At 48.1% G+C, this 12,350-nt stretch carries 14 protein-coding genes and 1 pseudogene; 13 read left to right on the top strand and 2 right to left on the bottom strand.

Annotated elements, in window-relative coordinates:
* Positions 1–23 precede the first annotated feature (23 nt).
* The 9 genes and pseudogenes from queF (at position 24) to A3849_RS28185 (ending at position 6,981) form a co-directional block, all read left to right on the top strand.
* On the top strand, positions 24–524 hold the full coding sequence (gene queF, locus A3849_RS28225) for a preQ(1) synthase (RefSeq protein ID WP_074114401.1): 501 nt from the start codon (positions 24–26) through the stop codon (positions 522–524).
* 30 nt (positions 525–554) lie between these two features.
* Positions 555–1,217: a 7-cyano-7-deazaguanine synthase QueC gene (gene queC, locus A3849_RS28220; protein ID WP_074114400.1), complete on the top strand. Its 663-nt coding sequence runs from the start codon at positions 555–557 to the stop codon at positions 1,215–1,217.
* Positions 1,217–1,699, top strand: a complete 483-nt coding sequence (locus A3849_RS28215) for a 6-pyruvoyl trahydropterin synthase family protein (protein ID WP_074114399.1) — start codon at positions 1,217–1,219, stop codon at positions 1,697–1,699. Before queC ends, A3849_RS28215 begins: the two co-directional genes overlap by 1 nt.
* Positions 1,692–2,414, top strand: a complete 723-nt coding sequence (queE, locus tag A3849_RS28210) for a 7-carboxy-7-deazaguanine synthase QueE (protein WP_256701037.1) — start codon at positions 1,692–1,694, stop codon at positions 2,412–2,414. Before A3849_RS28215 ends, queE begins: the two co-directional genes overlap by 8 nt.
* Before the next feature lie 186 nt (positions 2,415–2,600).
* Positions 2,601–3,128, top strand: coding sequence for a cysteine hydrolase family protein (locus A3849_RS28205; RefSeq protein ID WP_074114397.1), 528 nt, complete (start codon positions 2,601–2,603; stop codon positions 3,126–3,128).
* Positions 3,128–3,946: a VanW family protein gene (locus A3849_RS28200; RefSeq protein ID WP_256701036.1), complete on the top strand. Its 819-nt coding sequence runs from the start codon at positions 3,128–3,130 to the stop codon at positions 3,944–3,946. The genes A3849_RS28205 and A3849_RS28200 overlap by 1 nt, the downstream gene beginning before the upstream one ends.
* Before the next feature lie 90 nt (positions 3,947–4,036).
* Positions 4,037–5,003 (top strand): annotated as a pseudogene (locus A3849_RS28195) (zinc-binding dehydrogenase).
* A gap of 174 nt (positions 5,004–5,177) precedes the next feature.
* Positions 5,178–6,092 (top strand): DMT family transporter, encoded by a 915-nt coding sequence (locus tag A3849_RS28190; protein WP_178382825.1) that lies wholly within the window; start codon positions 5,178–5,180, stop codon positions 6,090–6,092.
* Positions 6,093–6,126: 34 nt separating this feature from the next.
* On the top strand, positions 6,127–6,981 hold the full coding sequence (locus tag A3849_RS28185; RefSeq protein ID WP_083613704.1) for a class I SAM-dependent methyltransferase: 855 nt from the start codon (positions 6,127–6,129) through the stop codon (positions 6,979–6,981).
* A gap of 71 nt (positions 6,982–7,052) precedes the next feature.
* Here the strand turns inward: A3849_RS28185 and A3849_RS28180 are convergent, their stop codons facing one another.
* Positions 7,053–7,949: a LysR family transcriptional regulator gene (locus tag A3849_RS28180; RefSeq protein WP_074114396.1), complete on the bottom strand. Its 897-nt coding sequence runs from the start codon at positions 7,947–7,949 to the stop codon at positions 7,053–7,055.
* Positions 7,950–8,271: 322 nt separating this feature from the next.
* Here A3849_RS28180 and A3849_RS28175 point away from each other — a divergent pair, with 322 nt between their 5' ends.
* The 4 genes from A3849_RS28175 to pstB all read left to right on the top strand — a co-directional run bounded on the left by A3849_RS28175 (position 8,272) and on the right by pstB (position 11,949).
* Positions 8,272–9,240, top strand: coding sequence for a phosphate ABC transporter substrate-binding protein (locus tag A3849_RS28175; protein WP_074114395.1), 969 nt, complete (start codon positions 8,272–8,274; stop codon positions 9,238–9,240).
* A 99-nt stretch (positions 9,241–9,339) separates the two neighbouring features.
* The gene (pstC, locus tag A3849_RS28170) at positions 9,340–10,242 is read left to right on the top strand and encodes a phosphate ABC transporter permease subunit PstC (protein ID WP_143191922.1); all 903 of its coding nucleotides are present in this window, start codon (positions 9,340–9,342) and stop codon (positions 10,240–10,242) included.
* A complete protein-coding gene (pstA, locus tag A3849_RS28165) occupies positions 10,239–11,135 on the top strand; it encodes a phosphate ABC transporter permease PstA (RefSeq protein WP_074084463.1) in 897 nt (298 codons plus the stop codon). The genes pstC and pstA overlap by 4 nt, the downstream gene beginning before the upstream one ends.
* Positions 11,136–11,172: 37 nt before the next feature.
* Entirely contained in the window at positions 11,173–11,949 is a 777-nt protein-coding gene (pstB, locus tag A3849_RS28160) for a phosphate ABC transporter ATP-binding protein PstB (protein WP_074114393.1), read from the top strand.
* A 94-nt stretch (positions 11,950–12,043) separates the two neighbouring features.
* Here the strand turns inward: pstB and A3849_RS28155 are convergent.
* Positions 12,044–12,350, bottom strand: a 307-nt coding sequence (locus A3849_RS28155; RefSeq protein ID WP_218619272.1) for a hypothetical protein, incomplete at its 5' end; no start/stop codon positions are given.

Here is a 12,350-nt window from a genome sequence, read left to right as displayed (position 1 = left end):
GGAAAAGAGAGGGGTTTTTTGTCATGTCAGAAGGCAGATTGAAAGAGGAAATGCAGGAGGTTACCCTGCTGGGGAATCAAGGAACAACCTATAAATTCGGCTATGATCCGGACATTCTTGAGGTGTTTGATAACAAGCACCCCGGCCGCGATTATTTTGTGAAATTCAATTGTCCTGAGTTTACGAGCCTGTGTCCCGTGACCGGACAGCCGGATTTCGGCGCCATGTACATCTCGTACATTCCGGAGCAAAAAATGGTCGAGTCCAAGTCATTGAAGCTCTATCTGTTCAGCTTCCGCAATCATGGGGATTTCCATGAAGACTGTGTAAATATTATTATGAATGATCTGATCTCCCTGATGGAGCCGCAATATATCGAAGTCTGGGGTAAGTTCACCCCGCGCGGCGGGATTTCCATCGATCCTTACTGCAACTGGGGGCGTCCGGGAACCAAATATGAAGCGATGGCCGAGCACCGGCTGATCAATCATGACCTGTATCCAGAGAAAGTGGACAACCGTTAATCCGGAGCAAGTGAGAGGAGACCATAACCGATGAACAAAAAAGCACTAGTCGTATTCAGTGGCGGCCAGGACAGCACAACCTGCCTGGTTTGGGCATTGCAGCAGTTCGAAGAGGTTCAAGTGGTGACCTTTAATTATAATCAGCGCCACGCTGCGGAGATTGAGGTCGCCAAGGAGATAGCGAAGAAATTCAATGTGAAGCAGCATATTCTTGATTTGGGCCTGCTGAATCAGCTGGCGCCTAATGCGCTGACTAGGGATGATATAGAGATTGCCGCCGGAGATGGGGAGGATCTGCCGAGTACGTTCGTGGATGGGCGGAATCTTCTGTTCCTGTCTTTTGCTGCGATTCTTGCCAAACAGCTTGGGTATGCCAACATCATTACCGGGGTATGCCAGACCGATTTCAGCGGATACCCGGACTGCCGGGATGTATTCGTGAAATCACTGAATGTCACTCTTAATCTATCCATGGATTACGAGTTCGTCATTCATACGCCGCTGATGTGGCTGGATAAAAAGGAAACCTGGAAGCTGGCCGACGAACTTGGATATTTTGACTACATTCGTGAGCATACGCTAACCTGCTATAACGGAATTATGGGCAGCGGCTGCGGAACCTGCCCGGCTTGTCTGTTGCGTAAACGTGGCTTGGACCAATATGAAGCGGAACGAAATGAGGTCGTATCCTGATGATGGGCGAAGTATCTGTATGCAAAATCTTTACTTTTGACTCTGCTCATCAATTGGTAGGCCACAAAGGGAAGTGCAGCAACCTGCATGGCCATACCTACAAGCTGGAGGTCGTGCTGAAGGGCAAACCGCTGGTAGAAGAGGGACACTCAGACGAAGGGTTTGTCATTGATTTCAGCGACATTAAGGCAACGGTGCAGGAGAGCCTTGTGGACCACCTGGATCACGCTTTTCTGGCTATGGGGAATGAGCCTGTATTGGAGACACTGGTAAACACAGGTTCAAAGGTGGCATTGCTGTCGTTCCGGACAACGGTAGAAAACATGTCGGCTTATATTGCCTACCGCCTGATGCAGGCCTCGCTTCCGCTGTATTCCGTTAAGCTATGGGAGACCCCAACCTCCTGGGCGGAAGTGCTGGCAGCAGATATTCCTGATGAGGGGCCATCCTACCGCCTGTATGGAGGCTGTGACTGTGAGTAAGCTGCCGGTAATTGAGATGTTTGGCCCAACGATCCAGGGTGAGGGTGCGGTTATTGGTGTCAAAACCATGTTCGTCCGCACCTACGGCTGCGACTATCGCTGCAGCTGGTGTGATTCCGCTTTTACCTGGGACGGATCGGCCAAGGATAAAGTAAAGATGCTTTTGCCAGAGGAGATTTTGGATGAGCTGACGCTCCTTGCCGGGGACAATTTTGATTGTGTGACGATCTCCGGGGGCAACCCTGCACTGATTGGTGAAGGAGTGGGCACATTCATCGATTTGCTTCACGAGCGTGGGATTCAGGCAGCTATTGAAACGCAGGGCAGCAGATGGCAGGACTGGTTCTACGATGTGGATGTGCTTACCATTAGCCCTAAGCCGCCAAGCTCAGGGATGAAGACCGATTGGGACATGCTTGATGGCATTATGAACAAACTGAAGACCCAAGGCAAGTCTGCTTACAGTCTGAAGGTTGTAGTGTTTAATGATGAAGATTACCAATATGCGAAAAGCATCCACACCCGCTATCCGGAGGTGCCGCTTTTCCTGCAGCCTGGCAATGAGGATGTTACGGAAGAGGGAGACATTTCGGCCCGTCTGCTGGGACGGCTGGAATGGCTGTTCAACCTGGTCATCGCTGATTCTGAGATGAATAAGGCGAGGGTGCTCCCGCAGCTGCACGCACTCATTTGGCATAATAAACGGGGGAAATAAGCTGGATTGGCAACAACCAGGATACTTAGCCGGACTTCTGCGCTGCAGAGGTCCGTTTTTTTGGGGGATATACGCAAGTTGGAAGCAACTGTTACAAAAATGAAGCCGTATCATTTCCTGTTCTGGTATAATTTTTAGCGTAGAAATAGGCTCGTTATTATTATATGAATGAGGAGTGATTATCCAATGGCAAATGATTCTACTGCGTTAGTTATCATCGATGTTCAAGAAGCAATGTATTCTTATCCAGACATGAAGCTGTATGAGGAAGAGGAAGTGACGGGCAGAATCGTCTCCCTCCTGCACAAAGCACGGGCAGCAGGCGTTCCGGTTGTATATATTCAGCACACTGAAGATCAAGAATACACTAAGGGGACTCCAACCTGGCAGATCAGCCGCCATGTCACCCCGTTGGAAGGTGAGCTGATTGTCGAGAAGCCTACCTGGGATGCCTTTCACCGGACAAATCTGCATGAGAAGCTGCAGGAACTAGGCATTACCAACCTGGTGATCTGCGGTATGCAAAGCGAGTTCTGTCTGGATACCACCACCCGACGGGCATTCAGCATGGGATACTCCAGTGTGTTGGTTGAGGATGCGCATAGTACCTTTGACAATGAAAGCTTAAGCGGGGGCGAAATTGTAAAGCATCACAATTCGGTTATTGGAGGGAGATTTGCCAAGCTTCTAAAGGAACATGCGGTGGAATTCTAATGGAAACCGCCAAAGCAGCCATGAAGCCAATCCGGCGTTCCCCCCTGAGACTTTTTGCCGGAAAACAGTATTTTACCTGGAAAAGATACGGGCAATGGGTAATACAACGGAAGAAGAGAGCTAAGGTGCATCTTGCAGAAGACCTTCATTATCGTTCCGCCAGTCATGCAACACCGCTGCTGCGTAGTCTGCGAAATGTTGATATGCAGCTCCAGTATAACAAGATAACAAACCTGAAGCTTGCTGTCTCGAAGCTAAATGGTCTGTTAATACGCCCCGGTGAGACTTTTTCTTATTGGCAGAACATCGGAAAACCTACCCGGCGGAAAGGCTACCTTGATGGGATGGTTCTGTATTACGGCGGATTTCGTTCCGGAACCGGAGGTGGCTTGTGCCAGTTATCCAATCTCATCTACTGGATGACTCTTCATACGCCGCTATGTGTTACTGAACGTCACCGCCACAGCTACGATGTATTTCCAGATGAACAACGGACTCAGCCTTTTGGCAGCGGAGCGACCTGTGCTTATAACTATCTGGATCTGCAGCTCCTGAATCCGACCAAAGAAACCTATCAGCTTAGACTGTGGCTGGATGACACTCACTTATATGGGGAATGGCGCTGTGATGCCGAAACACTCTATACGTATGAAGTGTACGAAGCGGAGCATGTGATCAGTCTCGAACCGTGGGGAGGTTACATTCGCAGTAACCGCATCCGGCGCAAGGTAATGACGCCAGACGGCGGGTTGGTGGCCGATGAAGCGGTTGCCGAGAATGTTGCACTGATGATGTATTCTCCGCTCTTGCATGGATAAACCTGAAGGATTTGGGGGCATTACATAGTATGGCTTGCAGGAATTATTGCCTGCTGGTTCATATCTCTTCATCCGAAGGAGTGGTCATACATGATTGCAGTAACATATCAAGGCAAGAAGAAAGTAGCTGTCAAAGAAGTTGCTGATGCCAAGCTTGAGAAAAAAATGAGATCATCGTCCGCATTACCTCTACAGCCATCTACGGCTCGGACCTCCACATCTATAATGGAGAAATCCCTGGTATGCATGACGATTACATTAATGGGCATGAACCGATGGGAATCGTGGAGGACGCGGGTCCGGCGGTCAGGCTGAGCTGCTCTGTGTGCCTTATGGCAATTTCGGCCCTTTTGTCGTGCCTGAGGATGCGGAGATGGAAGATGAGAAGCTTATGTTTCTCTCAGACATCGTGCCGACAGCCTGGTGGGGGGTTGAGAATGCCGGCGTCAAACCCGGAGATACGGTCATTGTTCTAGGCTGTGGGCCGGTTGGGCTGCTGACTCAAAAGTTTGCGTGGATCAAAGGGGCATCCCGGGTGATTGCCGTGGATCATGTTCCGTATCGTCTCCATCATGCCAAGCAGACCAATAATGTGGAGATTTTCAATTTTGAGAAAGTGAAGGACATTGAGTCACATTTAAAAGAAATTACGCGCGGTGGAGCAGATGTAGTCATTGATTGCGTTGGTCTCGATGCCAAAAAAACAGTGGTGGAAAAGGTGGAAACCACATTGATGCTGCAAGGGGGTTCACTTGGAGCTTTCAGGATTGCGGCAGAGGTTGTGCGTAAGTTCGGAACGATCCAGTTGATCGGTGTATATGGGCTTAACTATAATATGTTCCCGCTGGGACATCTGTTTGAGCGCAATATTACACTTAAGATGGGATAGGCTCCGGTTATTCACTACATGCCGGCTTTATATACAATGATTAAAGAGAATGTATTTGATCCAACGGATATCATTACGCACAGGCTGCCGATTAGCAGAGCAGAACATGCGTACAAGGTTTTTAATGAGAAGGAAGAGGATTGCATCAAGGTTGTGCTTAAACCTTAGTATGGAATGTAAACATCCGGATAAGGATCTTCATCAAAACAGGCATGGACTGCTTCCGGGTAGCGGAGTTCATGCTTTTTTATTTGCTTAATTATTGTGAAAAAGGCTGCAATTTTCTTCATTCTGCGATAAATTAACATAGTGAGTTTTATCTATTGTGAAAGGAAGCTATCTGTGAATTCAAAAAAGCCGCCCGTTCCTGTCCCGCTTCTGATGCTGATTGGAATTGTGGCCATCTCTTTTTCTTCAATTTTCATCAAATGGTCGGATGCACCAGCATCCGTTCAAGGTATGTACCGGCTGCTCTTCACCTCGCTTTTGATGTTGCCGTTTGCCCGGCCATACAGCGGGGCGGCATTTGCACTGCGCCGTAAGGACTGGCTCATGCTGGGAATCTCTGGCGCTATGCTGGCCTTGCATTTTTTACTCTGGATGGGTTCACTGAAGTATACCTCTGTGGCCAGTTCAACCATGATCATGGCGCTGGAGCCGGTATTTATTATGCTGGGAGCCTACATACTGTATAAGGAAAGAAGTACCTCTGCCGCTATATTGGGTCTGGGCATCGCCATAATCGGTGTGGTCTTCATCGGCTGGGGAGATGTTGGCCTCTCTGCGGACAATCTCAAAGGTGACCTGCTGTCCATCGGCGGGACGGTTGCAGTTGCCGGCCATTTACTGATTGGTCAGAAGCTTGTGGCCCGTATGCCATCCTATCTTTACAGCCTGATCGTATTTATTTCGGCGGCAGCAGTATTTTGTGTATATAATTTGCTCGCTGGTATTCCATTCTTTGATTATCCCCCGCGGGAGTGGGGCATTTTTGTTCTGCTGGCTGTGGTTCCCACCGTATTCGGGCATATTCTGTTCAACTGGCTATTGCAGTATGCTTCAGCAACTACAGTATCGATGAACATTCTGGGTGAACCAGTAGGGGCGAGCATTCTGGCCTTCTTACTCCTGGGTGAACAGCTGACAGGGCTGCAATGGAGTGGTGGAGTATTGGTAATGAGTGGACTTGCTGTATACCTATATGCAGGACGCAAAAAAGCAGTGAAGGTAAAGGAAGCCCTTCCGAGCGCATCCTAATAGATTATTAATAGAGATAAAGGGGTTTCTATCCATGAATGAACATGATCAATTTCCAGAACCAAAACCTAACGAACCTGAAGAAAGACAAGGTGTAGTTCCTTCCAGTGAAGAGCTGTGGAACGAGGATACCTACTCCGCCTGGACCGCCCGTTTCGGTACTCCTACAGAAGCTGCGGCGAAGCTCATGAAAGATCCTTCTGCCAAGCTGTACCCTCTGCTGAGCTACCTGGGCGAGTTTCGGGATAAGAAAGTACTAAATCTTATGGGTTCTAACGGTATGAAAGCCGTAGCACTCGGACTCATGGGAGCAAATGTGAGTGTGGCCGATTTCTCAGAAGCCAACGCCCGCTATGCAGGCGAACTGGCTGAAGCAGCAGGAGTTCAACTTAAATACATCGTGTCGGACGTGCTGAAGCTGCCGGAAGAACTGCTGAATAGTTCACATGATATCGTTTTTGCTGAAATGGGAATTGTACATTACTTCACAGATCTGGCCCCATTTATGGATACTGTGTGCAGGCTGTTGTCACCCGGTGGCCGGTTCGTCCTGCGTGATTTCCATCCCGTTACGACGAAACTGATTTCCTCCAAGGGATCAACGGCCAAGATCCGTAAGCACAAGGTGAGCGGCGATTATTTTGACACTTCATTGGAGGAAAAGAAGATATCCTACTCCAAGTACCTGCCTTCATCCGGCGTACCTTCGGGAGAAGATAAACACAGTGTTGTATACTGGCGGCGCTGGACATTGGGTGAGATCGTGACAGCAGCGGCCAGAAGCGGACTGATCATCCGGGAATTAGCCGAAGAGCCCAATTTATCTTCTGAAGTTTTTGATGCAGGAATTCCCAAGACATTTGCTCTTGTGGCCGAGAAAATCCAGTAGTCACCATAAACCAACAGGTATAGCCCAGGATGCTGTAAAAGCGTCTTCTATGGGCTGTACTTTTTTTTGAATTATTCTTCTTCTGGAAGTCCGGCTGCCAGCTCTGCAAACGCAAGTTGTAAAGGAGTAAGGGTATAATCTTTCCGCCATGCCAGCGCGAATTCACCATGCTCGGGTTGTACGCCTGGCAGTGGTATGCAGCACAATAACCCCGCAGCGAGTTCAGTCTCAATCCCGGTCCTTGAGCATAACCCCACGCCTACTCCGTTACGAATCATTCCTTTCAGTGCCTCGGGTGAATTTACTACAGCATGTCCCCATACCTTTACACCGTTCCTCTCAGCCCATTCATCTGTAATTCCCTGCAGAAAAGAACCTGCCTCATGCTGAATCCATGGCTCCAGGACAAGCTGCTCAGACGAAATATTCTGAATGTCCGCAAAAGGATGGTCTGGTGCAAAAACTATAACAGCCTCATTGCGGGCAATGGTGCGGGTTGTGAAGGAACTGTCCTGACCGCCAAAGGTATGCAGAACAGCCAACTGGATTTCTCTGCCCCGCAATCGTTCGCGAATGACTGTATCCGGCTGCACGGACAACGAAATATCCAAGCCAGAGTGCTTGCGGATGAATTGCGAGACCAAATTAGGCAGAAGATAAATACCAGGCACATGGCTTGCTTCGAGTTCAAGATGACCGGATGAGAGAGAGGAGTATTGTTTGATGCTTCGTTCTGCTTCAGCCGTAAGTGCGACAATCCGTGATGCATACTGATACAGCGTGCGTCCGGCATCGGTAAGCAGCACCCGCCCGCTGCGGTATTGAAAAAGTGGGGTGCCCAGCTCGCTTTCCAGACTTTTCATATGGAATGAAACGGTAGGCTGTTTCAAGCCCATTTCGGCTGCCACATCGGTTACTTTTTTATATTTTTCAATCAGGACTACGATTTGAAGCTTAACAATATTCATCATATACCTCCACAAAAGTAGGGATTCATTAAGTGATTTTATTCTTAATATAGATTATATCTATAGTCATATACAATTTCTATTATGTTTTTTATCCTCCGCTTTACATACTTAATACTTTTCCCTGACGAACGGGCTCTAGAATAGGAAGAGTCAGATGTGACACGAACACAGTCTGATGCTTCCAAAGGTGAGTTTTGTATGAAGCAGATAACCGGCAGCAGATACTCACAAAACATAGCGGATGTTGATCCGTTGGACATGTCTATTGTTCATTCACGGCAGCAGAGGCTATACAAAACACTCAGGAGGAGACAAAAAAATGCAATTCAGAAAAACGTGGGTCATGGCTTTGGCATTAACAAGTGTAGTAGCACTTTCGGCATGCGGTAACAACAACGGTGGAAACAATGCAGCAACCAATAATGGCGGGAAAAACGCAGCTGCCACTAATGCACCTACAGAAACAAGCAGCGGTGCGGATTTGAGCGGATCTATTCTGGCTTCGGGCTCTACAGCATTGCAGCCGCTGGTTGAGCAGGTAGCTGAGAAGTTCATGGAAGCCAATAAAGGCGTTGATATTCAGGTACAAGGCGGAGGAAGCGGAACAGGTCTTACTCAAGTTGCTGAGAAGCAAGTAGATATCGGTAACTCCGATGTATTCGCAGAAGAAAAGCTGAAGGATGCCGATGCTGAAAAAGCAAAAGCGCTTGTGGATCATCAGGTAGCAGTTGTAGCCATCGCAGCAGTTACTCATAAGGATGCAGGTGTAGATACTTTAACCAAGCAACAGCTTGTAGATATTTTCACAGGTAAAGTAACGAACTGGAAAGAAGTTGGCGGTGCAGACCAAAAGATCCAGATTATCAACCGTCCAAGCAGCTCCGGAACACGGGCTACCTTCGAAAACTTCGCACTTGGAACCAAAACAGAAGATCTTCAAGGATCTATTCAGGAAGACTCCTCCGGTACAGTTAAGAAAATAATCGGAGAAACTCCGGGAGCGATTGGTTACCTGGCTCTGTCTTATCTTGATGATTCCGTGAAGACATTAAAATATGATGGTGTTGAGCCGTCTGTTGACAATGTAATCTCTGGTAAATATCCGGTATGGGCTTATGAGCACATGTATACTAACGGCGAACCAACTGAAGTAGTAAAAGCATTCCTCGATTACATGGTGTCTGACGAAGTGCAGAACGAGAAAGGTGATGTAGTGGAACTGGGTTATATTCCGGCTGTGAAAATGCAGGTTTCCCGTGATGTAGCAGGTAAAGTAACTACTAAGTAATTCACAACAAAACATTCAAGTGTATCATCCATTAGAACTTCAAGTGATTAGAGGCGGATTTCTTCTGCCTCTCTTTTCACTTTAGAAAGAGGGAGCATCTTGAGGGCGAAACCAAAGAAAACAAAGATTGAAAAACATCATATAGAAGATTTTATTGGACGGACGTATATGTCCTTCTGTGTACTGCTATTGATTGTCATCATTATATCGATGGTATATTTTGTAGCATCCAAAGGAATATCCACATTCACCAGTGGAGATGTAAAAGTATCTGAATTTCTGTTTGGCACCAAATGGTCCCCTGAAGCAGACACGCCTTCATATGGAGCTTTTCCTTTTATCGCCGGCTCCTTTCTGGTTACGCTGATTGCAGCATTGATTGCTAGTCCGCTAAGTATCTGCGCTGCACTGTTCATGACGGAAATTGTCCCAGGCTGGGGCAAAAAGCTGCTGCAGCCGGTAATTGAGCTGTTGTCCGGTATTCCATCTGTCGTGTACGGCTTCGTCGGCCTTAGCGTCATTGTTCCTTTTCTGCGTAATACGTTCCCTGGTCAGGGCATCGGGGTTGCTGCAGGCGCGCTTGTCCTGTCGGTCATGATCCTGCCGACCATTACAAGCGTGGCTGCAGACGCGCTGGCTTCATTGCCGCAAAATCTGAAAGAATCCTCTTTTGCGCTCGGTGCCACCCGGTGGCAGACCATAGCCCGTGTGATTCTCCCGACTACGTTCCCTGCGATTATGACAGGTGTGGTGCTGGGGATGGCTCGTGCATTCGGAGAAGCCCTGGCTGTGCAAATGGTTATCGGGAATGCACCTTTCGTGCCGCGGTCGCTCTTCGAATCTGCATCGACCCTGACCAGTGTGATTACATTGAGCATGGGCAACACGACGATGGGCTCACCGCAAAATAATGCGCTGTGGAGTATGGCGCTGGTTCTTATGCTGATGACTTTTGTCTTTGTCCTCCTCGTAAGAATGCTCGAAAGGAGAAATAAAATTTGAAGCCGAGAACCGCAGACAAAATTGCCACAGCGCTTATCGTATTTTTCGCATTACTTATTGTAGCCATCCTGGTAGGACTCTTGGGATACATTCTGATCCGGGGCCTTAACCATATCAGCTGGGATTTCCTGACCTCTGCACCGCAAAAGATCCGCGCAGGCGGAGGCGTCGGGCCACAGCTGTTCAACTCCATCTACCTGCTGGTCTTGACCCTGATTATTACCGTGCCACTTGGCCTGGGTGCCGGGATCTTCATGGCGGAATATGCCCGCCCAGGCAAGCTGACCAACTTCATCCGTCTGATCGTGGAAGTATTGTCTTCTTTTCCTTCGATCGTTGTCGGGTTGTTCGGTCTCCTGCTAATCGTTAACACCTTTAACCTCGGGTTCTCCCTGGTCTCAGGTGCTCTGGCACTTACCTTCTTCAACCTGCCGCTAATGGTGCGGATTACGGAACAGGCCTTCCGCACAGTGCCGAAGCAGCAGAAGGAGGCAGGTTTTGCCCTTGGGCTGTCTAAGTGGAAGATTGTTACTACTGTACTGCTTCCAGTCGCGTTGCCGACCATTATCACCGGAACCATTCTGTCCGCGGGACGTGTCTTTGGGGAAGCCGCTGCGCTGATGTTTACGGCAGGCATGAGCAGCCCTCGTCTGGATTTCGCCAATTGGAACCCGGCTAGCCCAACCTCACCGCTGAATCCTTTCCGTCCGGCAGAAACGCTGGCAGTGCACATCTGGAAGGTTAACAGCGAAGGCTTGGCACCGGATGCCATACAGATCGCAGCGGGAGCATCGGCAGTGCTTGTGATTACGGTACTTATATTCAATCTGGCTGCCCGTTACTTCGGCCGTTTGATTTACCGCAAGCTTACCGCTTCTAAAAGAATGAGCTAACAGCAAGTATTCGATAGATCAATAGGAGGAATATGAGATGGGTATAGCGGAACCAGTGGTGCGCGAATCGTTCCAAACCGAGGATTTGAGCATATTTTACGGCACGTATGAGGCAGTAAAAGGGATTAGTCTTCCTTTTGCACAGAATACAGTTACAGCGTTAATCGGTCCTTCGGGCTGCGGCAAATCGACCTTTCTCCGTTCGCTTAACCGGATGAATGACGAAATCTCCGGTTCCACCACAAAGGGAAGCATCTGGATCGATGGTGTGGATATCAATGCTCCAGGGACAGATGTTATCAAGCTTCGGCAAAAAATCGGTATGGTCTGGCAAAAGCCTAACCCCTTCTACAAGTCGATTTACGAGAACATTGCATTTGGTCCAAAATATCACGGGATCAAGGGCAAAGCGGCTCTGGATGAAATTGTGGAGAGCAGCCTGCGCCGCGCGGCTCTATGGGACGAAGTCAAGGACCGTCTGAAGGATTCAGCACTCGCATTATCCGGCGGACAACAGCAGCGTCTATGCATTGCCAGAGCATTATCGGTAAATCCGCAGATTCTCCTGCTGGATGAGCCCGCATCTGCCCTTGACCCGGTATCTACCGGTAAAGTCGAAGAGCTGATCAAGGAGCTAAAGGAGGATCTGCGGATTGTTATTGTCACACACAATATGCAGCAAGCTGCACGGATCTCGGATTATACAGCATACTTTTACCTGGGCTCGCTTGTAGAATATGATAAGACGGAGAAGGTCTTCAGCAACCCTGAGAATCAAATGACTCAAGAGTATATCATGGGCCGCTTCGGCTGATACTCTGAACAAGTATGGTCCCTCCTTGGTGAGGGACCATATTTTTTTGTTAAGCCCTCAGGCATTCAGAATTTGAAAACAGTTCCTAAAGGCTTTAATACTCAATATCCTTTATTTTCATTTTTTCAAGTTCAGCTTTGCGGTTTTTGATATGCTTTTCACGTCCAGTACCCCAGTCTCCAAGTATAAAAGAGATTAAAAGTAGAAACGGAAAAAGGGTTTTAAAATTTGGCTGTAATATGCCATTCATAAAAACATAAGCAGTTCCGATAATCAAAATTAAAGGAAGTATCCCTCCCCACAAGGGATTTTCTAATTTTACACTCAACAAATATTCTACCAACATTAATATAGCAGCAATACTCAAACCAATAATTAATTCAATCATTACGTTTCTCCTT

The sequence above is a fragment of the Paenibacillus sp. P46E genome (assembly GCF_001909095.1).
In the GTDB taxonomy this organism is placed as follows: Bacteria; Bacillota; Bacilli; order Paenibacillales; family Paenibacillaceae; genus Paenibacillus_AQ; species Paenibacillus_AQ helianthi.
This window is presented reverse-complemented; position numbering and strand designations above follow the sequence as displayed.